Consider the following 23326-nt stretch of genomic DNA (forward strand, 5'->3'; position numbering starts at 1 on the left):
GTGATTCGGACGTCTCGTCGTTTATTTAAACCGAGACGTCGAGTTCGTCCGCGACGTCGGCTAGCAAATCGCCACGAACCTCGGCGATTCGTGTCTCGATGGCCGCCACGAGCGGCGGGTCGAACGTCGTCTCGACGGTCTCGACGTGTGCGCGTTCGGTCTCGACGCGCTGGCGGAGGAATCGCGCGCCGCGGCCCTCTTCCTCCGGGTCGGGTTCGGGCGTCAGGCGGTTCATGATGAGGCCCCCAACCGGCAGGTCGCGCTCGTCGTAGCTGTCGATAGCACGCTCGGTCTCGCGCAGGGAGAGTTCGTCGGGGTTGCACACGAGGAAGAACTGGGCGCGGTTCCGAAGCGTCTCACCGGCGAACTCGAAGTTCTCCTTCCGTTCGCGGAGGCGAGCGATGATGGGGTCGCCCATCGCCGAGCGGCGTGGCTCCATGTCGCCGATGGCGGCCTTCTCGTAGAGGTCGACGCTCTGTTCGCGCTTGCTGAGCAGGCGGTCGATCCACCCCTCGAGGTACGACGGGAGCGACAGCAGTCTGAGCGTCCCGCCCGTGGGCGAGGTGTCGAAGACCACGCGGTCGTACTCGTCGGCGGTCCGCATCACCTCGATGAACCGGTCGAACAGCGCCGCCTCGTGAGCGCCGGGCGTCTGGTGGGCGAGTTCCACCTGTCGGTCGATCTCGTTGACGATGCTCGGACTCACCTGGTCGCCCAGCGCCCGCTTGATCTCCATGAGGTGTTCTGCGACCTCCTGTTCGGGGTCGATCTCCATCGCCCACAGCGAGTCGTAGCCGTCGACGCGCTGTGGGTCGTCGTCGAAGCGCTGGTCGAAGACGTCGGCCGTCGAGTGGGCGGGGTCCGTCGAGACGAGCAGGGTGTCGAGACCCGCCCTCGCGCACTTGTGGGCGTACGCCGAGGAGACGGTGGTCTTGCCGACGCCACCTTTCCCGCCGAAGAAGACGAACTGCTGCATCGCGGCCATCAGAAGTGGTACTGCTGGCCCTTGCGTTCGAGCATCGAGTCGCGGTCCCACATACGCCGCTCCCACTGGTCGAACTCGTCGCCGAGGTACGGCAGCAGTTCGGCGGTGTAGTAGGAGACCGGCGAGGGGATGCCGAAGGCGTCGGGGAAACACGCCAGCAGGAAGGCGTCCTCCTGGTCTTCGGCCTCCTTCTCGACGAGTTCGTACGCCGGGTGCGAAATCATCCCGTGATACAGCCCGCGTGCGATTTCGGCGATGCGTTCGCGGAACGCCGCGATACGCTCCCAGAGGTCCATGGTGGGTGGTGACAACCGCCGACGAAAAGCGTGTCGGGGCTGTGTGGAGCGGTTGGACGACGGTGAGTCGGACGACGGTCGGGCGGTGGCGTGCGCCGCACCGAGGCGCTCGACCGGCCGCGACGGAGCTAAGTCCGGGGCGTCCGAGACACGGCCCATGAACGACAGCGGGGGGACGCCGGTGACGGTCCTCAGCGGGGCACTGGGTGCGGGGAAGACGACGACGCTCAACCACCTGCTGACGAACGCCGACCGGAAGCTGGCGGTGCTCGTCAACGACATGGGCGCGGTGAACATCGACGCCGAACTCGTCGCCAACCGCGACGGCAACGTCACCGAACTGTCGAACGGCTGTATCTGCTGTGACCTGCGCGACGACCTGGAGGTCGAGGTGAGTCGCCTCGCACGCGAACGGGAGTTCGAGCACCTCGTCGTCGAGTCCTCTGGCATCTCCGAACCCGCGCCCGTCGCCTCGCTGTTCACGACCGGGGCGGCGAGCGCCCCTTACGAGTTGGACACGCTGGCGACCGTCGTCGACGTCTCGACGTTCCGCGAGACGGTCGAGAGCAGCGAGACCGTCGAGACCGACGCCGTCGCCCGCGACCGACCGGGCCGCGTCGAACGCGAGGGCGAGACCCGCCCGCTCGGGGAACTGCTCGTCGCACAGGTCGAGACCGCAGACGTCGTCCTCCTCAACAAGTGCGACCTCGTCGAGGCGGCCGAGGTCGAGGCCGTCGCCGAACTCGTCCGCTCGCTCAACCCCCGTGCCGACCTCGTCCGAATCGAGCACGGACGGGTCGACCCCCCCGAACTGCTCGACTCCGGACGGTTCGACCTCGACACCGTCAGCGAGACCGACGCCTGGAAGCACGCCGTCGCCCACGCCGAGGGCGACGGGGACCACGACCACGCCGACCCCGCGACGACCTACGGCGTCGAGTCGTTCGTCGTCCGCGCTCGCCGCCCGCTCGACCCCGCGTCGTTCGCCGAGTTCCTCAGGGCGTTTCCCGAGGGCGTGATTCGCGCGAAGGGTATCGTCTGGTTGGCCGGCGAGGACGAACGCTCGTACCACGTCGCGCAGGCCGGCCCCTCACGGCGCGTCGAGGTCCACGGCCAGTGGATAGCCGGTCTCGACCCCTCCAGACAGGAGATGCAACGCCGGATGCACCCGGACCTGGAGTGGGACGAGACGGTGGGCGACCGCCGGGTCGAACTCGTGTTCATCGGGAAGGGGATGGACGAAGCGGCCATCCGCGAACGCGTCGAGTCGTGTCTGGTCGCCCCCGGCACCACCGTCGAGCGCCACGAGTTCCCGACCGACGCCGACGGAACGTTCGTGGCGTAGCCGCGCGATAGCGCACGTGGTCGAACGGTTGCCTCAGCACTGCCGGTCGAGGTTCCGGAGCGCCCGCTTCAACTCGCCGCGACGCTTCCACGCCGCCAGTCGCTCCATCGGGCCGATTCCGGCTTCGAGGTCGGAGGTGGCGGTCAGTCTCGTCCCTTCGTTCTCGGCGCTGTAGCTGACGGTCGTCGTCAGCGTCTCCAGCGGACCGTCGAGCTGGTCGTAGAACAGCCCGTCCGCGCGCTCCTCGAACGCGAAGACGATGGAGAGTCCCGTCTTGCTGGCCCGGACGAGCGTCTGGTCGGTCTCGCTCGCTTCGTCCGCCTCGGCGACCTCCTGGACGTCGAAACTCCCCTCGGCTTCGATGACCGCCCGCGGCGTCACCACGCGGGCGACGACGGAGGGCGGCGCGGCGACGAACCGCGACACCTCGACTGTTCGCATAGGCGAGCCTCGGGGTCAAGGGACGTAAAACGGCAGGGAGGCGAGCAGGAGCAGGCCGACGACGACCAGCGCGACGTAGAACAGCGTCCGCAGGCGTTCGCTGGCGGGCACCTCCGCGCGGAACTCTGGGCGGACCGTCCAGACCAGACGGTAGAACGAGAGCGCGGTGACGGCGACGAACAGCACCGTCGCGAGCGCCAGCCCCTCCGCTACCGACAGGCCGAACGCGAGGCAGTACGGCGGGACGAACGAGTAACACCCGAGCGCCGTCATCCCTGCCGCGACGAAGAACGGGACGGGGTCGACGGGCTGTCCCTCGCGGTTCCGGACGCGCACGTTCGAGCGCTAGGGAAGCGCCGTGATGTAGCTACGGCAGGGCCAGCGAGACTGTCTCGCCGGCGACGAGGTCCCACACAGCTATGTCGCGGGCGACGAACACCCGGACATGGCCGACGGTGACATCCGCGTGTTGCTCGTCCTCGACCTCGTGCTGTCGGCGCTGTTCGCGAGCCTCGTCCTCTTTCTGGGCGAGTTCGGAGGGCTCGTCGCGTTCACGCCGACGAACTTCGTCGTCGGGACGCTCGTCCTCGCGGTGTTGACGTACGTCGTCGTGCTTCGTTGAGGAGTTCGAGAACGTTTCCACAGCGTTATACACGCCGGCATCCAGCGTTCGGCAAATGACCATCGAGGACCGCGGGGACGCTTCGCTGCTGACCCACGCGCTGGCCCGGGACACGCTCTCGCGCATCCGCGACGTCTCGACGTCGCAGGTGTCGTTCCGCAAGGGGCTGGTGAAGCTCGGTCGTATCGCCGGCTACGAGATCATCGACGGCGCGATGGACGTCGAGTACGTCCCCGTCGAGACGCCGATGACCGAGATGACCGGCGAGCGCGTCACCGGCATGGACGACGTCGTCATCATCAACGTGCTTCGCGCGGCGACGCCGTTCGTCGAGGGCCTGCTCAAGGCGTTCCCCCGCGCCCGGCAGGGCGTCATCTCGGCGGGCCGCGACGAGGAGGCCGGGATGAACGACGGCGGGGAGTTCCCCATCACCATCGACTACGTCAAACTCCCCACCATCCGCGAGGAGGACACCGTCATCGTCGCCGACCCGATGCTCGCCACCGGGTCGACGATGTGCGTCGTCCTCGACCACGTGCTGAACGACCAGCCGGAGCCGGCGGACCTGTTCGTCCTCTCTGCGGTCTCCGCGCCGGACGGTCTCATCCGCGTCGGCGAGCAGTTCCCCGAGGCCGACCTGCTGACGGTCGCCATCGACGACCACCTCGACGAGGACGGGTTCATCGTCCCCGGTCTCGGCGACGCCGGCGACCGGGCGTTCGGGACGGGCGGTCGCGGCGAGGACTGACCGGACCGACCCGGACCCGACCGCTTCTCGACCCACGCACCGCGAGCGGACCGACCCGCCACCGAACCCCCTCTCTTCGACTGTAGACGGCCCTCTAGTCGTGTGGTTTCGCCCCGGAGCGACCGCTGTCGAAGCGGACGCCCGTCCGTCGACGGTTCACGGGGGAGACCTCCGGAGCGCTCCGAACCGGGGCGACGAAACGTTTATTGTCACTGAATAGAGAGGAAGACTGGTTCCGTCAGGGACGGACCGCGGACGCAGCGGGCGTCGGCCGGTGGGGAGCGGTGGGGACCTCCCCGACCTCGTTCTCGCGTTTCCACTCAGGAGAGGTCGACACGACCGCTGGTCGCGCTTCGCAGACGGTCCCGGAGCGCCTCGCTCTCGGCGACGGGGACTCGCACCTCGAAGCGGACGCGCTCGTCGTAGTTCGCCTCGAACTCGACGCCTACGCTCTCCAGGATGCCCCGGACCGTCCCGGAGTCGTCGTAACCGGTGTCGACGACCATCGACTCGTGGGGCACCTCCTCGACGACGCCGGCCGCCTCGACGCTCTCCTTGACCGCCTGCGAGTACGCCCGGACGAGGCCGCCGACGCCGAGGTTCGTCCCGCCGTAGTAGCGCGTGACGACCACGACGACGTTCTCCAACTCCTGGCCCTGCAGGACGTTGAGCATCGGCTTCCCGGCGCTCCCCGACGGTTCGCCGTCGTCGGTGGAGTACTCCCTGAGCATCCCCTCGCCGAGCGTGGCGTCTCCCTCGCGGACCCTGTACGCGGGGACGTTGTGGGTCGCGTCGTCGTACTCCGCGCGCACCTCGGCGACGAACGCCTCGGCCGCTCCGACGTCGGCGACAGGCCGGGCGTGGCCGACGAACTCCGAACCACGGACCTCGAAGGCGGCTTCGCCGGGGCCGGCGAGCGTGCGGTACGACTCTGTCACGGTCGGAGTTCGGCGAGGAGTCACAAACGGGTTTCGCGTCGTGGTGGGCGGCCCAGGTACGGGCCGTCGTCACTCCAGTTCTATCTTCCGGACGAACGGGAGGGCGCGAATCTCGTTGATGAGGTCACCCGGGAGTTCGGCGTCCGTGATGACCGACAGCCGTGGCTCGTCGGTGAACTCGGGGTCCTCGCTGACGGTCTGGCGGATGGAGATGCCCGCGTCGGCGAGCGTGCCCGTGACGGTGGCGACGATGCCCGACGCCTCGGCGTCGTCGACGTAGACGGTGAGCACGGTCAGGTCGAGGACGGGCGCGAGGTCACGCAGACTCGGAATCGCGGAGATGTTCTGGAAGATGCGACGGAGTTCCGGGTCCTCGAGGATGGCGTCGGTCGTCGCGTCCACCACTCGCCGGTCGACGTCGATTTCGCGGGCGATGCCCGTGTTGGGAATCTCGATACCCCCCGAGACGACCCGGCCCTCGTCGTTGACCGAGAACCCGCGTTCGAGCAACAGGCGGATGACCGCCTGCTGGCTCGGACTGTTCGCGAACTTCTCCATTATCTCGTCGAACATCGCTGTTGAGACCCTGTTGGCGGAGGTGCGTTTAGTGGTTTCCGTCGCGTCGCCGAGGACCGGTCGCGACGAACTGGTAGTGATCCCCTCCGAACGCCGGACAGACCGTAAATCGGTCAGTGCAGTATATCTCGACGAACGGTGCCAGTTCTGTCATGTCATACGTGGAGACTGAAGACGGTGCCGAACTTCACTACGACGAGCGGGGTGACGGCGACACCGTCCTCCTCGTCCACGGGTGGACGATGGACGCCGAGTACTGGTGGCAGAAGAACGTCGACGTGCTTGCGGCCGACCACCACGTCGTCAGCTACGACCTTCGAGGACACGGCCGCTCCGAGGCGGGCGACGGTGAACACACGCTGGCCCGGTACGCCGCCGACCTCGACCACCTCGTCGGGGCACTCGACCTCGACGACGTCACGCTGGTCGGGTGGTCGATGGGCGCGGCCGTCGTACTGACCTACGTCGACCGGTACGGGACCGACGCGCTCCGAGCGCTGGTCCTCGCCGACCAGAGCCCCCACTTCTACTCCGAGGAGGGCTGGGAGTACCCGCTGTTCGGCGAGTTCTCCGCGGAGGCACTCGACGGCGTCGTCGCCGGGATGCACGCCGCTCGGGCAGAGACGGTCAAACCGTTGCTCGGGACGTTCTTCGCCGTGCCGCCCGAGGCCGAGACGGTCGACGAGATGTACGAGCGAACTGCACGGACGCCGACGGAAGCCGCGACGGCGGTGCTGACCGACATGGCGAGGACCGACCTCCGACCCGCTCTCGCAGCTATCGACGTACCGACGCTGCTCTGCTACGGCGAACGCAGCGCCGTGTTCCCGGGCGACGTCGGCGGGTGGCTCGAAGCGACGATTCCGGACGCCGAACTCGTCCGGTTCGAGGAGAGCGGCCACTGCCCGCAGTGGGAGGAACCAGAGAAGTTCAACGCGGAACTGACGGCGTTCGTCGACCGAACGCGCGACAGAGACACCAGAGTCGCGGGACCGAGCGCGTAGTCGTCTCCGACGGTCCCCTCTCTACAACTCGCCTTTCGTGCTGGGCGTCCCCTGCCGGCGCTCGTCCATCCGGGTCGCGTCGTCGAGGGTGCGAGCGAGACACTTGAACAGCGCCTCTATCTCGTGGTGGGCGTTCTCACCCTCGACTTCCGCGTGCAGTGTCAGGCCGGCCGTCGTCGACAGCGACCGCGCGAAGTGACCCGCCATGTGGCTGGTGAACTCCCCGACCGTCGCCTGCGAGAACTCGCCGTCGAAGCGAAACAGGGGGCGGCCCGACACGTCGACGACGCACCCGGCGACGGCCTCGTCCAGTGGGACCCGACGGTCGGCGAACCGGACGATGCCAGAGCGGTCGCCGAGCGCCTCGTCGAACGCCTCGCCGAGTGCGAGCGCCACGTCCTCGACGGTGTGGTGGTCGTCGACGTGGAGGTCGCCGTCGCACGCGACCCGGAGGTCGAACAGACCGTGGCTGGCGAACGCGGTCAGCATGTGGTCGAAGAAGCCGATGCCCGTCTCGACGTCGGCCTCGCCCGACCCGTCGACGACGAGTTCGAGGTCGATGTCCGTCTCGCTCGTGGTGCGCGTCACCGTCGCGCTCCGCGTGGTCATACCCGAGAGAGCGGGGCCGTGGGCTAAGCCGTTTCCCTCAGCACTCGCCGCCGGCGTGTCGTTTTTCCGTCGGGAGTCCCCCGTTCGGCCGTGACCCGAGTCAGCGAGCGACTGCTCCGAACGGCGACGCGGTCGGTGCCCGAACTCGCGAGCACGAGTCCGACGCTGTCGGCGGCGAGCGCCGGCGTCGCGTATCTCGGGTACCGCGCCCGTCGATGAGTCGTACCGAGTCGACAGTCACCCCGACGAACGCGTCCACCACTGGACGAATCGTGACAAACTAGTTATAGTTTCGCCGACTAGGTCGCCCGCTATGCCGACGTACATCGTGCTCGCAGACTGGACGGAACAGGGGATGGCCGCCATCGACGAGAGTCCGAGCAGACTGGACGACGCCCGCGACCTCGCCGAGTCCCTCGGCGGGGAGTTCCGGGAGTTCTACATGACGATGGGCGACCACGACATGGTCGCGATGATGGAGATGCCCGACGACGACGCGATGGCGAAGATGGCGCTCGCGCTGGGCAGGAGCGGCAACGTCACCACGGAGACGCTGAAGGCGTTCGCGGAGGACGAGTACCGCGACGTGATGTCGAACCTGCCCTGAGCGGGTTCGTCGTCGGTTGTCCCCTCAGTTCTCGACCGATTCGAGGCGCGCCGAGAAGTGCCGAAGCTCCTTCATCGGTGGCTCCTCGACGATCTCGAGGCCGACGTACTCCTCTCGTCTCTCGCGGACCGCGGCGGCCGTCTCCGCGACGTGTTCGAGGTGTTCGCGCCAGTAGGTACGCCGGGGGACCGCGAGGCGGACGTAGTCGGGACGGTCCGCGCCGGGGAACGCGAACGAGCCGAGTTCGACGCCCCGAACCGCGCCCTCGCGGTACAGTTCGCAGACGAGGCGCTGGCCGGGGAACTGCTCGGTTGGGATGTGGTCGAGCAGTTCCCCGGCGTCGACGTACACCGCGTGCCCGCCCGTCGGGGTGACGATGGGAATCTCCGCCTCCGTGAGCAGTTCACCGAGGGTCGCCACCTGTTCGACGCGCTCGGCGACGTACGGCGGTTCGACGGCCTCCCTGAGTCCCACGGCCATCGCCTCGATGTCCCGGCCGGCGAGGCCGCCGTAGGTCGGGAACCCCTCGTAGAGGATGGCGCGCTGTTTGGCGTGCTCGAACAGCTCCTCGTCGCGCATCGCCGCGAACCCGCCGATGTTGACGATGGCGTCTTTCTTCCCGCTCATCGTGATGGCGTCGGCGTACGAGAGCTGTTCGCGGGCGATGGCGGCGAGGTCACGGTCGCCCTGGCCCGCCTCACGCTCCTTGACGAAGTGGGCGTTCTCGGCGAAGCGGCAGGCGTCGACGACGAACCAGGCGTCGAGCTCCTCGGCGAGTTCTGCGGTCTCGCGGATGTTCGCCAGGCTCACCGGCTGTCCGGCCGCCGAGTTGTTCGTGATGGTGGTGACGACGACCGGTACGTTCTCCGCTCCGACCTCGTCGGCGATGGCGCGGCCCTTCTCCACGTCGAAGTTGCCGAGGAACTCGCCCTCGACGGTACGGTCCCACGCACCCTCGACGGGGCAGTCGACCGCTTCCGCGCCCTGATTGGCGACGTGCGCGCGAGTCGTGTCGAAGTGGGTGTTGTTCAGGACGACGTCGCCCTCCTCCAACAGCGAGCCGTAGACGACGTTCTCCGCGCCGCGGCCCTGGTGGGTCGGGATGACGTGCTCGAAGCCCATCACGTCGGCGACGGCCGACTGGAGGCGGTCGAAGCTCGACGAACCGGCGTACGCCTCGTCGCCGCGCATCAACGCGGCCCACTGCTCGTCGCTCATCGTTCCGGTTCCGGAGTCGGTGAGGAGGTCGACGTACACCGCGTCCGAGTCGAGATTGAAGACGTTGTGACCGGCCGCGTCGAGCGCCTCGGTGCGCCCTTCACGGTCGGGGAGGCGAATCGGCGTGACTGCCTTCGCCTTGTACGAACGCATACCGGAGCGTTCGGGCCGGCCGTGATAACTCCCGCCAGAACAGCCGTGTGCGTCCCCGAGCGACGCTGGCCGACGGTGCCCGGTCGTGGGTATCGACGGACGCGGGCGTCCATCGCGGTGGTGGCTCGTCGCACCCGACCCCGTCGCGCCCGGTCCCGTCGCGCCTGGTCTCCCCCCTCAGACCGCCATCGCTTCGGGGAGGGTGAACCGTCCCTCGTACAGCGCCGTACCGACGACGACGGCGGCCGCACCCGTCTCACGGAGTGCGCGCACGTCGTCGAGCGTGGCGACGCCACCGCTGGCGACGACGGGAATCGAAGTGGCCTCGACCAGTCGCCGGACCGGGTCGGTCCGGACGCCCTCCAACTGTCCCTCGACGTCGACGTCGGTGAAGAGGATGCCCGCCGCTCCGAGGTCCGCGTAGCGCTCGGCGGCCTCGGCGGGGTCGAGACCCGTCCCCTCGGTCCACCCCGAGACGACCACCTCCCCGCCCTTCGCGTCGAGACTGACCAGCACGCCTTCGGGGTAGTCGGCGCTCACCTCGCGGACGATGTCGGGGTTCTCGACGGCCGCCGTCCCGAGGATGACGCGGTCGACGCCGGCGTCGAGGAGCGCGCGGGCGTCCGCGGCGGTGCGGATGCCACCGCCCATCTGGACGGGGACGTCGACGCTCTCGACGACCGCCGCGATGGCGTCGGCGTTGGCTCGCTCGCCCTCGAACGCCCCGTCGAGGTCGACGAGGTGGAGCGTCCGTGCACCCCCCTCGACCCACCGCTCGGCGGCCTCGACCGGGTCGCCGTACTCCGTGCCGGTGCCGCGCTCGCCACCGACCAACTGGACGACCTGTCCGCCCTGCACGTCCACCGCGGGGACGACCTCGAACTCGGAGAACATGGTCGAACTCTCGGGCGACGCGGGCGTAAAGTCACCGAGACGCCGTGCGGGGGCGTCGACCGCCACCGTCCGCCTCCTCGGACGGACACGCCCGCGAGGGCGTCGGCGGAGTCCTTACCTCCACACGTGACGACTGGGTTACGTGATGCCAGCAGCGACGCTCCAGGTCGCCCCCGCTCCGGAGTTCACGGCCGGGATACTGGTCGTGTTCGCGGTCGTCGTGTTGGCGCTGGCGCTGTTCGTCACCGAGGCGCTGCCCGTCGACGTCACCGCCATCCTGGTGATGGTGGTGCTCATCGTGCTCGAACCGTACACCCGCATCACGCCCGAACTCGGGGTCTCGGGGTTCTCGAACCCGGCGACGCTGACGGTGCTGGCGATGCTCATCCTGTCGGCGGGCATCTCGAAGACCGGGCTGGTCCAGATTCTCGGCCGCCGCATGGCGCAGTTCGCGGGCACCGACCGGCGAAAGCAGTTGGCGGCGACCATCGGCGTCACCAGCCTCCCCTCGGGGTTCATCAACAACACGCCGGTCGTCGCCATCCTCGTCCCCGTCATCACCGACCTGGCGCACAAGGGCCGGACGTCGCCCTCGAAACTGCTCATTCCCCTGTCGTACGCTTCGGTGCTGGGCGGGACGCTCACGCTCATCGGCACCTCGACGAACATCCTCGCGAGCGACGTCGCTCGGCGACTCTCGGTGCAGTACCCCGGTACCGACCTCCACCCGCTGTCGATGTTCGAGTTCACCCACCTCGGGGTGGTCGTGCTCGTCGTGGGCGTCACGTACCTGTTGCTGTTCGCCGACCGGTTGCTCCCCGAACGCGTCCCTCCCGAGGAGGACTACGTCGAGGAGTACGGCATCGCGACGTACCTCACGGACGTCGTCGTCCCGGAGGGGTCGACGCTCGTCGGCCGGCCCGTCGAGACCGCGCTCGCAGCGTTCGACGCAGACGTGTTGCAGGTCCACCGGGGAGGGACCTGGCTCTACGGCCCGTTCGCCCACGAGACGGTCGACACGGGGGACACGCTCCGCCTGCGAGCGGACAGCGCCACCGTCCGCCGACTCGTCGTCCTCGACGGCCTCCGACCGGCGGGTGGTCCCGACAGCGACGCCGCGCTGGCCGACGACGAGGCCGTCGTCGCCGAGGTGGTCGTCCCCCGCGGGTCGTTCCTCGTCGGCGAGACCCTCGGGAGTTCGACGTTCCGCCAGCGCTACGACGCGACCGTCCTCGCGTTCCGTTCGCGCGGGGAGGTCATCCGCAACCGTCTCGAGAACACCCCTATCCGGTCGGGCGACACCCTGCTGGTGAGCACGACTCGGAAGTCGCTCGACCGCCTCGCTCGGGGCCGGGAGTTCATCGTCGCCCGCGAACCCGACGAACCCGACTACCGCACCGGGAAGATACCGTACGCGGTCGCCATCATCGTCGCCGTCGTCGCCGTCGCCGCCATCGGCGTGGTCGACATCCTCGTCAGCGCGCTCGCAGGCGTCGTCGCGATGGTGCTCGCGGGCGTCATCCGCCCCAACGAACTGTACGACACCGTCGAGTGGAACGTCGTCTTCCTGCTCGCGGGCGTCATCCCGCTGGGTATCGCCCTCCAGCGGACCGGCGGGGCGGCACTGCTCGGGCACTACGTCGCCGCCACCGCCGAGTTCCTCCCCATCGTCGGCGTGCTGTGGGTGTTCTACATGGTGACCGGTCTGCTGACCGAACTCGTCAGCAACAACGCGAGCGTCGTCCTCATGCTCCCGGTCGCGGTGACCGCCGCCATCGAACTGGGCGCGAGTCCGTTCGCGTTCGTCCTCGCGGTGATGTTCGCCGCCTCGACGTCGTTCATGACGCCCATCGGCTACCAGACGAACCTGTTCGTCTACGGCCCCGGCGGCTACACGTTCGGCGACTACCTCCGCATCGGCGCGCCGCTCCAGGTGTTGCTGTCGGTCGTCACCGTCACCGGAATCGTCGTGTTCTGGGGGCTCTGATCGGCCGAACCTGGCGGCCGAGCGGACGGTCAGGCCGGCTATCGGTTTCGGCGACACCATGATTTAAACCCGACCACGAACAACGGTCAGGTGTGGTCGAGGTTCTCCTACTCGTTGGATTAGCCGTCGCGGTGTTCGTCGGGTTCAACATCGGTGGCTCGTCGACGGGCGTCGCCTTCGGCCCCGCCGTGGGGAGCGGCACGCTCGGCAAACTCACCGCCGGCGCGCTGATGACCGGGTTCGCCCTGCTCGGCGGGGGGACCGTCGGCGTCAACGTCATCGACACGATGGGCGGCGACATCGTCCCGAGCGACCAGTTCACGCTCGCGGCGAGCGTCGCCGTCCTCTTCTTCGTCGGGATGGCGCTGCTCGTCTCGAACCTGTTCGGCGTCCCCGCCTCCACCTCGATGACCGCGGTGGGGGCCATCGCCGGTCTCGGCGTCGCGACGAACACCATCAACTGGGAGACGATGGGTCGCATCGTCACCTGGTGGCTCGTCGCCCCCATCCTCGCGTTCTGGGTCTGTGGCGTCATCGGGCGCTACCTCTACCCCTACCTCGACGCCTGGCTCGACCTCGACTCCGCGGACGACCCCGCGTTCGTCGTCGGCCACGTCGGACCGCTCCCCGTCCCGCGTCGCCACCCGAACGCCCGAACTCGCGACGTGGTCGGCACCGTCCTCGTCGTCGCCATCGCCTGTTACATGGCGTTCTCGGCGGGCGCGTCGAACGTCGCCAACGCCGTCGCGCCGCTGGTCGGTGCGGGAGCTATCTCCGTCGAGTTCGGTGTCCTCGTCGCGGGTGGGGCCATCGGCCTCGGTGCGTTCACCATCGCCCGCCGGACGCTCGACACCGTCGGCAGCGGGCTGACCGACCTGCCGCTGACCGCGGCGCTCATCGTCGAGACCATCTCGGCGAGTCTCATCACGTTCCTCTCGCTCATCGGCATCCCCGCCAGCCTCGCCGTCAGCGCGACGATGTGCATCGTCGGTCTGGGGTGGGGTCGGGCCACGCGCACGACGACGCTCTCGGACGCCGCGAAGGCCGCCCGTAGCGGGAAGGCCCCCTCGGTCAGCGTCGACGCCCTCGCCGCCGACGGCCACGGCGGTGGCCAGGTCAAGAGCGTCAAGGAGGTGCCGAGCATCGGCGAGGAGGACCCCACCACGCTGAAGGCCGGCGACCTGTTCGACCCGGCAGCGACGGCCCGCGTCGTCGTCCTCTGGGTGCTGACGCCCACGATTTCGGCGGTCGCCGCCTACCTCGTCTTCCGGTTCGTCCCCGTCTTCTGAACGGGTCGCGACCGGAAATCGCCGCGAACAGCGTCTTAGGCCCGCCTAAACCTGTAACAGCAACATCTAACAGGGCGGCCGGAGTAGCCCCGTGTGATGCCTACAGTCGAATACCTCAACTACGAAGTCCTGGACGACAACGGCTGGGACCTCGACGACGACGACCTCTTTGAGACCGCCGCCGACGCCGGCCTCGACGCCGAGGACTACGGCACGCTCGACGTCAACGAGGGCGAGTACATCCTTGAGGCCGCAGAGGCCCAGGGCTACGACTGGCCGTTCTCGTGTCGCGCCGGCGCGTGTGCGAACTGCGCAGCCATCCTCAAGGAGGGCGGCATCGAGATGGACATGCAGCAGATCCTCTCGGACGAAGAGGTCGACGACAAGAACGTCCGCCTGACCTGCATCGGCTCGCCGACGGCCGACGAGGTCAAGATCGTCTACAACGCGAAACACCTGGACTACCTCCAGAACCGCGTCATCTAAACCGACCTTTTATAACGGGCGGGCTTCGCCTGCCCGATAAAAGCTCGACCAAAATCACTCCTCGCTCGCTTCACGCTCTTCGAGCGCTCCGCTCGCTCGTCAGCCCGCTCGTCCGCTATCGCTCACTCTCGGTGGACCGCGCTCACTTCGTTCGCGCGGATGCTGTGAAGGTTTCTTCAAGCCCGTCCCAGCTGATTCAGCTGTTAGACAGAGAGCGTGAGTCTATCACGAGCGGTTCGTGGCGGGTATCCGAGAGAGGTGAGAAATCGAGAGCTCATTGGGACGTGGGTCCGTTCCGTGGAGTCGGAAGTACGTTGAACCTTCTTCAGTCGTGTACTGGCTCACCGTCGCCTTCCCACCGACCCGCATCTCATTGAACTCGGGACGATGTAATTCCCGAATCGGACCCTGCTCTTTACCGTCGGGAATGAGACCGGCTATATAACTGCTCCCGATGAAATCGCGGTCCAGTCGGTCTCGCTGCTCATCTGTGATGGTCATCTCAACGGCATCGGTGTCGACGGAGACGTACTCGGGGTCGTAGTGAATCAGCACGTCTCGGTCGTCCACACCACCGACAATCACAGCTAAACTCGTCCAGACGGGACCACGCTGAGTCTGAACGGCCACGCTAGCGTTCTTTCTGAACACAGTCCCGGTCGTTCGGTCGAAGTAGCCCGAACATCCAGCGAGGCTCGCTGCGGCACACACGCCGAGCGATGAGAGGAGGGCACGGCGATTCATACAACCAGTCAGTCAATGAGTGGTAAATATCTTCTGCGGAGAATGATACATTCGCGGCACGTGTCCATCAATACCGGCAATCTGTGCAGTGCGGTTGTCTCGGGTACTAGACCGCGAACGAGTGAAGCGAGAGAGCGGGGTGACTGAACCCCTCGAAGGAGCGTAGCGACTGAGGGGGTGAGGGAATCCTTTTGCTCCAGCTTTTACCCTCCGGGGGTGAGTGAGCGTAGCGAACGAACCCCCGGTCGTGGATAAAAGGTGGTGGCTGAACGGTGGTATCCCTAGATACCGGTCTCGTACCGGAGAATCCCGGCGACGCCACCGAAGGCGTTCATCAGCTGTTCGCCCTCTTCGAAGTCGGTGGAGATGAACTTCGTGTCGGTGCCGCGCTGGTCGGCAATCTCCATCAGGTGCTCGATGAGGTCCTCGCGCTCGCTCTCGTCGGCGGGGACGCTCTCGGCGCACTCCGAGCAGTCGTGGTCGGGCGTGTTCTTGCGCTGGTCGACGACCTCGCGCTCCTCGTGGCCGTTCTCGCAGGTGTAGGTGACGACGTCCTGACGCAGGTCCTCGGAGATGAGCAGGCGGTCGACGGAGCCCATGATGAGGTTCTTGCGGGTGGCCTCGAACCCGTAGGTGGCGCGGTCGCCGTCGTGGAGTTCCTTGAAGAACTCGTCCATCTGCTGTTTGTCCTTCATCACCTCCGTCTCGGCGAGGAGGTCCTCCGCGGAGTCGACCAGTTCCTTCAGGCCCGACTCGTCGGTGTAGGAGACGTCGACCTTCCCGATGACGATGTCCTGGAGTTCGTGGTGGAGGTAGCTGCCGTCGAGGAACTCGTCTTTCGTCGGCGAGGGGCCACCGACGAGGACGCCGTCGATGTCGTGCCGTTTCGGGACCATCAGGTCGTTGGCCATCCCCGCGACCTTCTGGTAGAAGTTGTCGATGGCCTCCAGACGAAGCCGGGCGAACCGCTGTGCGGACTGACCCCCCTTGCGCTGCTTGCCGGGGACGAGCGAGGAGGCGGACTTGACGGCCTCGATGCGTTTGCCCTTCAACCAGCCGACGGTCGCCTCACGTCGGTCGAGGACGACCAGGCCGTACAGCCCCTTGTCGCCGAACATCTCCTCCAGTGGCTCGGTGAGGAACGCCGAGTCACAGTGATAGCGGAACGACTGGACGGGTTCGGGCGGGTTCTCCAAGACGCGCGTGACCATGTCGGTCTGGCCGCCACCGCTGTCGATAGCGCCCGAGAACAGCACCATCCCGTTTTCGGGCGGGGACTTGTAGTAGCGCAGGCGGTCTTTGAGCGACGTCAGTGCGTCCTGGACCGACGTTCGCGTGTCCTTCGATTTGATGTTCGCCGCTTCGCTGTGCTCCTGGGTGACGTGGGCGACGACGTCCGAAATCATCCGGTCCGGCGGGACGTAGATGGTGACGAGCTGCGTTCCTGATCCCGAGTACTCCTTGAGCTCCTCGATGACCTTCTGGAACTCGTACTTCTGGCGGTCGGACTGTTCCGACGAGTCGTCCGCTGGGCTACTCATTACCCCCACTACAGGAATGGCAGGTAAGTACCCTTTGACCCTCAGAGAACGAAGCAATCGTTTTGTGCCCGTCGTCCCCAGTAGCTCACAATGGGGCAGGTGTTCGCCATCGCCGGTGGAAAGGGTGGCGTCGGTAAGACGACGACGACGGTGAACCTCGCGACCGCGTTCGCCGCGGCGGGCTACGAGACGGTCGCCGTCGACGCGGACCTCGGGATGGCGAACCTCGGCGAAGCGCTCGGTATCGACCACGAGCCGGCGCTCCACGACGTCCTCGCCGGCGAGGCGGCCGTCGAGAACGCGACCGTCACGACCGACCACGGCTTCGACGTCGTCCCCGGCACACAGTCGCTCGACGCGTTCGCCGCCGCGGACCCCGCGAACCTCCGGGGGGTCCTCACCACGCTCCGCGAGCGCTACGACGTCGTCCTCGTCGACACGAGCGCGGGGCTCTCTCACGAGGTGACGGTCCCGCTCGGACTCGCCGACCGGACCGTCCTCGTCACTTCGCCGGACATCGTCGCCATCAAGGACGCCGCCAAGACCGGCCAACTCGCCAAACGCGTCGACGGCGAGGTCGCGGGCGTGCTCGTCACCCGCGGGCGCGACGACGCCTACACGAAGCAGGTCGTCACCGAACTCGGCGACGACCTGCTCACCGTCGTCCCGACCGACGACCGCCTCGTCACCGACGACACCGTCGCGACCCCCGGCAGTCCGGTCGCGGAGGCGTACAACACACTCGCGGCCGCGCTGCTGGGCACCGACGACCTCCCCGAACCGGCGGGCGTCTACGCACACGTCGCTCCCGACCCGCCGACGGTTCCCGGAGGACTGACACCCGCCGTCGTGCGCGTCGACGGCGGGACGGACGCCGACGGGTCGAGCGACGAGGACGCGGAGACGGCCACGACCACCGGCGAGACCGACGAGGACTCCGCGGAGTCCGCCGCGGAGGACACCGACGAGACGCCGGGGAGCATCATCGAGAGCGCCGCCGCCGAGGCGGGCGTGGAGATACCCGACGACGCGGACCGCGAGTCGACGGACGACGACGCGGCCCAGAGCGCCGAGTCCACCGAGGAGCGAAAGAGCGCACTCGGGCGGCTCCGTGGGCTGTTCGACTGACGCGTCGTGTGAGCGTTCTCCCGCACGTGACGGCCGTCGAGCCGTTCACCACTCCATCCAGCCCGGCTGGTCGACGAGCGTCACGGTCGCTGCGACGCGTTCGTCGGGGTCGCCATCGAGCGTGTGCCAGCTCTCGACGACGACGGTTCGGGTGCCGAGTGCGACGTCGCCGGCCGACCGGAGTTCGACCGTCACGTCGACGCGGTCGTGTCGACGCCCGGCTCGCCAGCGATACAGCGGTGGTTCGACCTGGAGCGACGTCGGGTACACCGGTGCCACGCTGACGAGACGCCACTGCAGTCCCGACGTGCTCGCGTCTCCCCCTCGTGACTCCACCCACAGACGAAACTGGGCGACGTCGAAGAGCGTGACGTCGAAGCGCTGTGGGTACCCGCGATACAGTTCCACGTCGTCGATAGCGATCGCCGGCGGTGAGTCGGATTTCATGGCTGTCACCCGAAGGGCACGAGTAGAGACGTCAGCGATTTGTAAGTATCTCTCGCCCGGTGTGGCGAGCGCGAGACGGCCTGGAGCGTCGAGGCGAAGAGGAGCGAGGGAGTTCCTCGTGGCGGCTTCGCGGCCAGTTCGACTGATAGCTACGTGTCGGCTGCGCACTCACCGCTTGCCGACCGTCGGTCGCGCGTCCGCCGCCAGGGGAGCCAGCCGTACGCGCCGAGTGTGAGCGCCACGACTCCGAAAAGCATCGAGAGGCGGTGGGGGTGGACCAGCGACGGCGGCGTCCCTCCGGGGTTCGTCTGTCCGTATCGGAGCGTGTTGCTCGCCCAGTCGTATCGGAAGGCGTGGTACGTCTCCGGGCCGAGTATCGGGCCGGCCGGTGCTACAGCACTCGATCCGACGAGCCCCACCACCGACGTGACGGTCCCCAACACGAGCAACGCGACGACGGTCCGCGAGTCCCATCGGCCTCGGGTCGCCGTGAGCATCAACGCCACCGGCACCGCGAGGAGACCCAGCAGCCAGAACTCGTGGTTCGACACCGGGCCGTAGTTCACCCAGAACAAACTGAACTCGTAGCCCAGCACACTGCAGACGGCGACCGCGCCTCCACCGAGTTGGCGACGGGTCGGCCGGACCGGTGTCGGGACCATTCACCCGAGTGTCAGCTTCGAGGAGTATAGCCCTTCGGGACAGGTCGAAGGTGGCGACGCGGTCAGCGGGTCGACTTCACGCCTCCCTCCGACGAGACGCAGTCGTCGCTAGACCGTGTCGACACTTGCCGTGGGAGCCAGCCGTACACACCGAGCGCGAGCGCGACGGCTCCGAGCACTGCCGAGAGGCGGTTCGGCCGTGCACTGCCGACCGGCGTCCCGCCCGGCGCGGTCTCCCCGAACAGCAGGGTGTTGCTCTGCCAGTCGTACTCGAGTGCGTAGTACGTCTCGCCGGTGAGCGCGGGCTCGACGACGGTCGCGGTCGATTCGAGGAACCCGACGGCCGACGCGACGACGCCGAGTACGAGCAACGCGACGACGGTCCGCGAATCCCATCGGCCTCGGGTCGCCGTGAGCATCAACACCACCGGCATCGCGAGGAGACCGAGCGACCACGGAGACCCCACCGACACCGGCCCGTACCGCGACCACAGGAGAGCAAACTCGTAGGCGAGCACGCCACAGACCGCGAACAGCACGGCGACGAGTCGGGAGGGAGGCGGGCGGAAGCGAGTCGGGACCATTCGTCTTCGTGTCACCGAGCGAGTGGATAACCCTTCGGGGCGGGGGGTCAGGGCGACAAGTCCATCAGCGGAGGCTGACCAGCGCGAGACACGAGAGCCAGTCGTCACCGTCCGGGTCGGGGACGCCGATTTCGGCGGTGTAGGTTCCCGAGTCGAGTGGTACCGTCTCGTTTATCTTCCGGACGGCTCCCTCGAACGTCCACGTGTGTGTCTCGCCGGGGGCGACGGTGAGGGCACCGTTGCCCTGCGACTGCTGTTCGATTTCGACCCATCCGGTCGTCCGTTCGACGTGAATCATCCACGTGTGGGGGTTGAACCCGAGGTCGGTGTCGGAGTCGTTGTGGAGCGTCAGGTCGATGGCGGCCGCGCTGTCGGCGACCGGTCGTGACGGGAGGAGGTACACCGAGGCCGACTCCGGGTCGACCGTCTGTGAGCAGACCGCTCGCTCGCGACTCGTCCCGTGGGGCGGGCAGTCGTAGGAGGCGAGGTCGTCGGCCGACGCGGGGTCCGCCGTCGGAGCGACCGACCCGAGCGTGTCCGCGCACCCGGCGAAGAGCGCGAGCGTGCCGGTGCTGGCGGCGAGGAGCGCACGACGGGAGGGCATGACGACTCGACGGTTCGTGAACGACCGACAAAAACGTTCGTCCGAGCGGACAGGTCGCGACCGGGCCTACATCGACTCGGGGGCGGCGACCCCGAGGATGTCGAGCGCGTTGGCGACGGCGTGTTTCGAGGCGGCGACGAGCGCGAGGCGGGCGGCAGCCACGTCGTCGTCCTCGGCGTTGAGCACCGAACACTCGCGGTAGAAGGCGTTGAACGCCTCGGCGAACTCGCGGGTGTAGGTGGCTATCTGGTGGGGTTCGAGCGAGTCGGCGGCCTCCTCGACGACCGCGGGGAGTCGTGCGATGTGACGCAGGAGGTCGCGTTCCTCGGGCGTGTCGAGCAGGGCGACGTCGAGGGAGGCGTCGGCCTCGATGCCGGCGTCGCTCGCCTCGTTGAGGATGCCACAGGCACGGGCGTGGACGTACTGCACGTAGGGGGCGGACTGGGCCTCGAAGTCGAGCGCCTGGTCCCACTCGAAGGTGATGGCCTTCGTCGGCTGTTTCGAGACGATGTCGTAGCGGACCGCGCCGATGCCGACCTGGTGGGCGATGCGCTCGACGTCGTGGTCGTCCAGGTCGTCGTCGCGGATGCGGTCGTCGAGGCGGTCGGTCACCTCGTCGCGGGCGCGGTCGATGGCCTCGTCGAGCAGGTCGTCGAGGTCGACGCCGGTGCCCGCGCGGGTCGACATCTTCCCCTCGGGGAGGTTGACGTACGAGTAGATGACCGACTCCAGTTTGTCGGTGTCGTTGCCCAGCAGGTCGAGCGTCGTCCTGAGCTGGTCGGCCTGGAGTTTGTGGTCCTCGCCGAGCACCGTGACGGCGCGGTCGTAGTTCTCGAACTTCCACTCGTGGTGGGCGAGGTCGCGCGTGGTGTACAGCGACGTGCCGTCCGAGCGCAGGAAGACGAGGTTCTTCTCGATGCCGTGTGGCGAGAGGTCGAGTTGCCACGCCTCCTCCTCGTAGACGGCCTCGTCGAACTCCTTGAGGCGGGCGACGACGTCGTCGGTCGAACCGTCGCGCATGAACTGGGTCTCGCGGACGAACTCGTCGAACTCGGCGGGCAGGCGTTCGAGACACTCGCGCATCCCCGAGAGCACCTGGTCGACGACCTCGCGGACGCGGTCGAACGTCTCCTCGTCGCCCTCTTCGAGTCCCTGCAGGATGGCCTCGATCTCGGTCTCGGCCTCGGCGACGTCGGCGGCGTCGCCCTCCTCCAGGAACTCGTTGCCCGCACGGTAGTAGCGCACGAGGTCGTACTCGATGCGGTCGCGCTCCGGTTCCGGTAGTTCGGACTCGTCGAACGTCTCGTAGGCCCAGGTGAAGACGGCCATCTGGCGACCCGCGTCGTTGACGTAGTAGTGGCGTTCGACGTCGTTGCCGGCGTACTCGAGGAGGTTGGCGACGGCGTCGCCGACGATGGGGTTGCGTGCACGGCCGACGTGGACTGGTCCCGTCGGGTTCGCGGACGTGTGTTCGACGACGACGCTGTCGCCGGTCGGTGCGAGGCGACCGAACGTCTCGGTCTGGGCCGCGTCGAGCGTGCCCGAGAAGTACGCCTCGTCGGGGTAGAAGTTGAGATACGGCCCCTGGGTCTCACAGCGGTCGACGTACTTCGCGTCCGTCAGGTCGACGGCCTTGGCCAACTCGCCGGCGACCTGTGGCGGTGGTGCGCCGGCCTCGCTCGCCAGACGGAACGCGACGCTGGAGGCGAGCACGGAGCCCATCCCTTCCGGTGGTTCTTCGATACCGAGGTCCTCGGTGCCGTACCCGAGGTCGTCGAGGGCGGCGGTCAGCGCCGCCGTCACCTCGTCGCGAAACGGTAGGAACATACCGCTCGCTTGCCCGCCACCCGGTAAAGGGGTTTCTTTACCCCGGCACGTGTAGCCACAGTATCGAGGCAGTGGCCCGCCGTCGTGCGGTCCGTGTCACCACGCGCCACTCCGTAACGAATCTGTTATGCGTACCGCGTTCGTTACGCTTATGCCTACCAGGTTCTCAGTTCGTACATGGCAGAATCGACACTCGCGGTCGGGGCCGACGCCCGCGAGACGCTGAAGCGCCTCGCCCTCGACGGTGCGCTCGACGGGCGAGCGCAGGTCTCCTGTTCCGGACTCGCCGCCCACCTCGACGTCTCGACCCAGACCGTCTCCCGACGCCTCCGTGAACTCGACGAGGCCGGCCTCGTCGACCGCGAGATGGTCGCCGACGGCCAACTCGTCGCGACGACGGACGAGGGCCGCCGCGTCCTCGAACGCGAGTACGCCGACTACCGCCGCCTGTTCGAGGCCGAACGCGGCGTCGACCTCCACGGCACCGTCACCGGCGGGATGGGCGAGGGTCGCCACTACATCTCGTTACCGGGGTACAACCGGCAGTTCGTCGAGCGGCTGGGCTACGAGCCGTTCCCGGGGACGCTGAACGTCGACCTCGACGCCGAGAGCACCCGCGCCCGCGCGGCGCTCGACGGCCTCGAACCCATCCGCATCGACGGCTGGGAGGACGACGAGCGCACCTACGGGCCGGCGTTCTGCTGGCCCGCGACGCTCGCGACGGACGACGGCCGCCACGAGACGGTCCACGTCGTCGCCCCCGAGCGGACCCACCACGGCCAGGACAAGGTCGAACTCATCGCCCCCGACCGACTGCGCGACGACCTCGACCTCGACGACGGCGACGCGGTCACCGTCACCGTGGAGGGCCAGTGATGCAGCGGACCGACGGCGTCGAACGGACCGTCGCCGCCTTCGAGCGCGGCGAACCCGTCCTCGTCCACGACGCGGCCGACCGCGAGGGCGAGACCGACCTGATCTACCCCGCCGGCAGCGTCACCGCCGAGGCGGTCGCCCGGATGCGTAACGACGCGGGCGGACTGGTCTGCGTCGCGCTCTCGGACGCCGTCTGTGAGACGTTCGACCTCCCGTTCGCCCAGGAGGTCATCGACCACCCCGTCGGCGCGGACCACGACCTCGGCTACGACGAGCGGTCGTCGTTCTCGCTGACGGTCAACCACCGCGACACCTTCACCGGCATCACCGACGCGGACCGCTCGCGCACCATCACCGAACTGGCTCGCGCCGCCACCGACCCCGACGGCGTCGACTTCGCCGAGGAGTTCCGCGCTCCCGGCCACGTCCACCTGCTCCGGGCCGCCCCGAACCTCGTCGCCGACCGCGAGGGCCACACCGAACTCGGCCTCGTCCTCGCCGAGGCCGCCGACCTCCCCCCGGCCGTCGTCGTCTGTGAGATGCTCGACGACCGCAGCGGACGGGCGCTCTCACCCGCCGACGCCCGCGCCTACGCCGAGCGTAACGGGTTCGCGTACGTCGAAGGGGCGGACGTCGTCCGCCAGTTCGACTGACCCGTTCGGGGAGTCGGACAGGTCCCCGGCGACCGCTGGAGGTCGTTGTGCTTCCGATGTGT

28 protein-coding genes are annotated in these 23326 nt (G+C 68.0%); 12 read left to right on the forward strand and 16 right to left on the reverse strand.

The window, feature by feature from the left end; translation table 11 throughout:
* Nucleotides 1–25: 25 nt before the first annotated feature.
* Both M1L36_RS11820 and M1L36_RS11825 read right to left on the reverse strand, forming a co-directional pair.
* The gene (locus M1L36_RS11820; RefSeq protein ID WP_250874062.1) at nucleotides 26–976 is read right to left on the reverse strand and encodes an ArsA family ATPase; all 951 of its coding nucleotides are present in this window, start codon (nucleotides 974–976) and stop codon (nucleotides 26–28) included.
* Between the two features lie 8 nt (nucleotides 977–984).
* A complete protein-coding gene (locus tag M1L36_RS11825; protein ID WP_250873934.1) occupies nucleotides 985–1281 on the reverse strand; it encodes a DUF7990 family protein in 297 nt (98 codons plus the stop codon).
* A gap of 157 nt (nucleotides 1282–1438) precedes the next feature.
* Between M1L36_RS11825 and M1L36_RS11830 the strand changes: the two genes are divergently transcribed.
* Nucleotides 1439–2626, forward strand: coding sequence for a CobW family GTP-binding protein (locus M1L36_RS11830; RefSeq protein ID WP_250873935.1), 1188 nt, complete (start codon nucleotides 1439–1441; stop codon nucleotides 2624–2626).
* A 33-nt stretch (nucleotides 2627–2659) separates the two neighbouring features.
* On the opposite strand, the gene M1L36_RS11835 is transcribed toward M1L36_RS11830, so the two are convergent.
* Both M1L36_RS11835 and M1L36_RS11840 read right to left on the reverse strand, forming a co-directional pair.
* Nucleotides 2660–3067, reverse strand: coding sequence for an SRPBCC family protein (locus tag M1L36_RS11835; protein WP_250873936.1), 408 nt, complete (start codon nucleotides 3065–3067; stop codon nucleotides 2660–2662).
* Between the two features lie 15 nt (nucleotides 3068–3082).
* Entirely contained in the window at nucleotides 3083–3403 is a 321-nt protein-coding gene (locus M1L36_RS11840) for a hypothetical protein (protein WP_250873937.1), read from the reverse strand.
* A gap of 109 nt (nucleotides 3404–3512) precedes the next feature.
* On the opposite strand from M1L36_RS11840, the gene M1L36_RS11845 reads away from it, so the two are divergent.
* Nucleotides 3513–3689 (forward strand): DUF8107 family protein, encoded by a 177-nt coding sequence (locus M1L36_RS11845; protein WP_250873938.1) that lies wholly within the window; start codon nucleotides 3513–3515, stop codon nucleotides 3687–3689.
* Between the two features lie 55 nt (nucleotides 3690–3744).
* Nucleotides 3745–4437, forward strand: coding sequence for a uracil phosphoribosyltransferase (upp, locus tag M1L36_RS11850; protein WP_250873939.1), 693 nt, complete (start codon nucleotides 3745–3747; stop codon nucleotides 4435–4437).
* Between the two features lie 320 nt (nucleotides 4438–4757).
* On the opposite strand, the gene M1L36_RS11855 is transcribed toward upp, so the two are convergent.
* Both M1L36_RS11855 and trpY read right to left on the reverse strand, forming a co-directional pair.
* On the reverse strand, nucleotides 4758–5375 hold the full coding sequence (locus M1L36_RS11855; protein WP_250873940.1) for an IMPACT family protein: 618 nt from the start codon (nucleotides 5373–5375) through the stop codon (nucleotides 4758–4760).
* Between the two features lie 69 nt (nucleotides 5376–5444).
* Nucleotides 5445–5948, reverse strand: coding sequence for a TrpY family transcription regulator (gene trpY / locus M1L36_RS11860; protein ID WP_250873941.1), 504 nt, complete (start codon nucleotides 5946–5948; stop codon nucleotides 5445–5447).
* Nucleotides 5949–6103: 155 nt separating this feature from the next.
* Here trpY and M1L36_RS11865 point away from each other — a divergent pair, with 155 nt between their 5' ends.
* Nucleotides 6104–6955, forward strand: coding sequence for an alpha/beta fold hydrolase (locus tag M1L36_RS11865; protein ID WP_250873942.1), 852 nt, complete (start codon nucleotides 6104–6106; stop codon nucleotides 6953–6955).
* Between the two features lie 21 nt (nucleotides 6956–6976).
* Here M1L36_RS11865 and hisB read toward each other — a convergent pair whose 3' ends face one another.
* Nucleotides 6977–7564, reverse strand: a complete 588-nt coding sequence (gene hisB, locus M1L36_RS11870) for an imidazoleglycerol-phosphate dehydratase HisB (protein WP_250873943.1) — start codon at nucleotides 7562–7564, stop codon at nucleotides 6977–6979.
* Nucleotides 7565–7654: 90 nt separating this feature from the next.
* Between hisB and M1L36_RS21385 the strand changes: the two genes are divergently transcribed.
* Both M1L36_RS21385 and M1L36_RS11875 read left to right on the forward strand, forming a co-directional pair.
* The gene (locus tag M1L36_RS21385) at nucleotides 7655–7783 is read left to right on the forward strand and encodes a hypothetical protein (protein ID WP_305794465.1); all 129 of its coding nucleotides are present in this window, start codon (nucleotides 7655–7657) and stop codon (nucleotides 7781–7783) included.
* A 94-nt stretch (nucleotides 7784–7877) separates the two neighbouring features.
* Nucleotides 7878–8171, forward strand: coding sequence for a GYD domain-containing protein (locus M1L36_RS11875; RefSeq protein WP_250873944.1), 294 nt, complete (start codon nucleotides 7878–7880; stop codon nucleotides 8169–8171).
* A 24-nt stretch (nucleotides 8172–8195) separates the two neighbouring features.
* On the opposite strand, the gene M1L36_RS11880 is transcribed toward M1L36_RS11875, so the two are convergent.
* Nucleotides 8196–9542, reverse strand: a complete 1347-nt coding sequence (locus M1L36_RS11880; protein ID WP_250873945.1) for a tryptophanase — start codon at nucleotides 9540–9542, stop codon at nucleotides 8196–8198.
* 177 nt (nucleotides 9543–9719) lie between these two features.
* Nucleotides 9720–10436 carry a 1-(5-phosphoribosyl)-5-[(5-phosphoribosylamino)methylideneamino]imidazole-4-carboxamide isomerase gene (gene hisA / locus M1L36_RS11885; protein ID WP_250873946.1) on the reverse strand — a complete coding sequence of 239 codons (717 nt, stop codon included), beginning with the start codon at nucleotides 10434–10436 and terminating at the stop codon, nucleotides 9720–9722.
* 145 nt (nucleotides 10437–10581) lie between these two features.
* Here hisA and M1L36_RS11890 point away from each other — a divergent pair, with 145 nt between their 5' ends.
* The 3 genes from M1L36_RS11890 (at nucleotide 10582) to fer (ending at nucleotide 14198) form a co-directional block, all read left to right on the forward strand.
* On the forward strand, nucleotides 10582–12423 hold the full coding sequence (locus M1L36_RS11890) for an SLC13 family permease (protein ID WP_250873947.1): 1842 nt from the start codon (nucleotides 10582–10584) through the stop codon (nucleotides 12421–12423).
* A 92-nt stretch (nucleotides 12424–12515) separates the two neighbouring features.
* Nucleotides 12516–13712, forward strand: a complete 1197-nt coding sequence (locus M1L36_RS11895) for an inorganic phosphate transporter (RefSeq protein WP_250873948.1) — start codon at nucleotides 12516–12518, stop codon at nucleotides 13710–13712.
* A 96-nt stretch (nucleotides 13713–13808) separates the two neighbouring features.
* Nucleotides 13809–14198, forward strand: a complete 390-nt coding sequence (gene fer, locus M1L36_RS11900; RefSeq protein WP_250873949.1) for a ferredoxin Fer — start codon at nucleotides 13809–13811, stop codon at nucleotides 14196–14198.
* A 225-nt stretch (nucleotides 14199–14423) separates the two neighbouring features.
* Here fer and M1L36_RS11905 read toward each other — a convergent pair whose 3' ends face one another.
* Together M1L36_RS11905 and prf1 are read right to left on the reverse strand one after the other, a co-directional pair.
* Complete coding sequence (locus tag M1L36_RS11905; RefSeq protein WP_250873950.1) at nucleotides 14424–14942, reverse strand: hypothetical protein; 519 nt, start codon at nucleotides 14940–14942, stop codon at nucleotides 14424–14426.
* 281 nt (nucleotides 14943–15223) lie between these two features.
* Nucleotides 15224–16483 (reverse strand): peptide chain release factor aRF-1, encoded by a 1260-nt coding sequence (gene prf1, locus M1L36_RS11910; RefSeq protein ID WP_250873951.1) that lies wholly within the window; start codon nucleotides 16481–16483, stop codon nucleotides 15224–15226.
* 90 nt (nucleotides 16484–16573) lie between these two features.
* Here prf1 and M1L36_RS11915 point away from each other — a divergent pair, with 90 nt between their 5' ends.
* Nucleotides 16574–17611: a nucleotide-binding protein gene (locus tag M1L36_RS11915; protein WP_250873952.1), complete on the forward strand. Its 1038-nt coding sequence runs from the start codon at nucleotides 16574–16576 to the stop codon at nucleotides 17609–17611.
* A 45-nt stretch (nucleotides 17612–17656) separates the two neighbouring features.
* Here M1L36_RS11915 and M1L36_RS11920 read toward each other — a convergent pair whose 3' ends face one another.
* The 5 genes from M1L36_RS11920 to argS form a co-directional block, all read right to left on the reverse strand.
* Nucleotides 17657–18058 (reverse strand): hypothetical protein, encoded by a 402-nt coding sequence (locus M1L36_RS11920; RefSeq protein ID WP_250873953.1) that lies wholly within the window; start codon nucleotides 18056–18058, stop codon nucleotides 17657–17659.
* Between the two features lie 149 nt (nucleotides 18059–18207).
* Nucleotides 18208–18720: a hypothetical protein gene (locus tag M1L36_RS11925; protein ID WP_250873954.1), complete on the reverse strand. Its 513-nt coding sequence runs from the start codon at nucleotides 18718–18720 to the stop codon at nucleotides 18208–18210.
* A gap of 62 nt (nucleotides 18721–18782) precedes the next feature.
* The gene (locus M1L36_RS11930; RefSeq protein ID WP_250873955.1) at nucleotides 18783–19304 is read right to left on the reverse strand and encodes a hypothetical protein; all 522 of its coding nucleotides are present in this window, start codon (nucleotides 19302–19304) and stop codon (nucleotides 18783–18785) included.
* Between the two features lie 64 nt (nucleotides 19305–19368).
* Entirely contained in the window at nucleotides 19369–19908 is a 540-nt protein-coding gene (locus tag M1L36_RS11935; RefSeq protein ID WP_250873956.1) for a hypothetical protein, read from the reverse strand.
* Nucleotides 19909–19974: 66 nt separating this feature from the next.
* Nucleotides 19975–21735, reverse strand: coding sequence for an arginine--tRNA ligase (argS, locus tag M1L36_RS11940; RefSeq protein WP_250873957.1), 1761 nt, complete (start codon nucleotides 21733–21735; stop codon nucleotides 19975–19977).
* 177 nt (nucleotides 21736–21912) lie between these two features.
* Here argS and M1L36_RS11945 point away from each other — a divergent pair, with 177 nt between their 5' ends.
* Together M1L36_RS11945 and ribB are read left to right on the forward strand one after the other, a co-directional pair.
* Nucleotides 21913–22611, forward strand: a complete 699-nt coding sequence (locus tag M1L36_RS11945) for a DUF120 domain-containing protein (RefSeq protein ID WP_250873958.1) — start codon at nucleotides 21913–21915, stop codon at nucleotides 22609–22611.
* Complete coding sequence (gene ribB, locus M1L36_RS11950) at nucleotides 22611–23264, forward strand: 3,4-dihydroxy-2-butanone-4-phosphate synthase (RefSeq protein WP_250873959.1); 654 nt, start codon at nucleotides 22611–22613, stop codon at nucleotides 23262–23264. Before M1L36_RS11945 ends, ribB begins: the two co-directional genes overlap by 1 nt.
* Nucleotides 23265–23326: the final 62 nt, after the last annotated feature.

The organism is Halomarina rubra (genome assembly GCF_023699475.1).
Classification (GTDB): Archaea; Halobacteriota; Halobacteria; order Halobacteriales; family Haloarculaceae; genus Halomarina; species Halomarina rubra.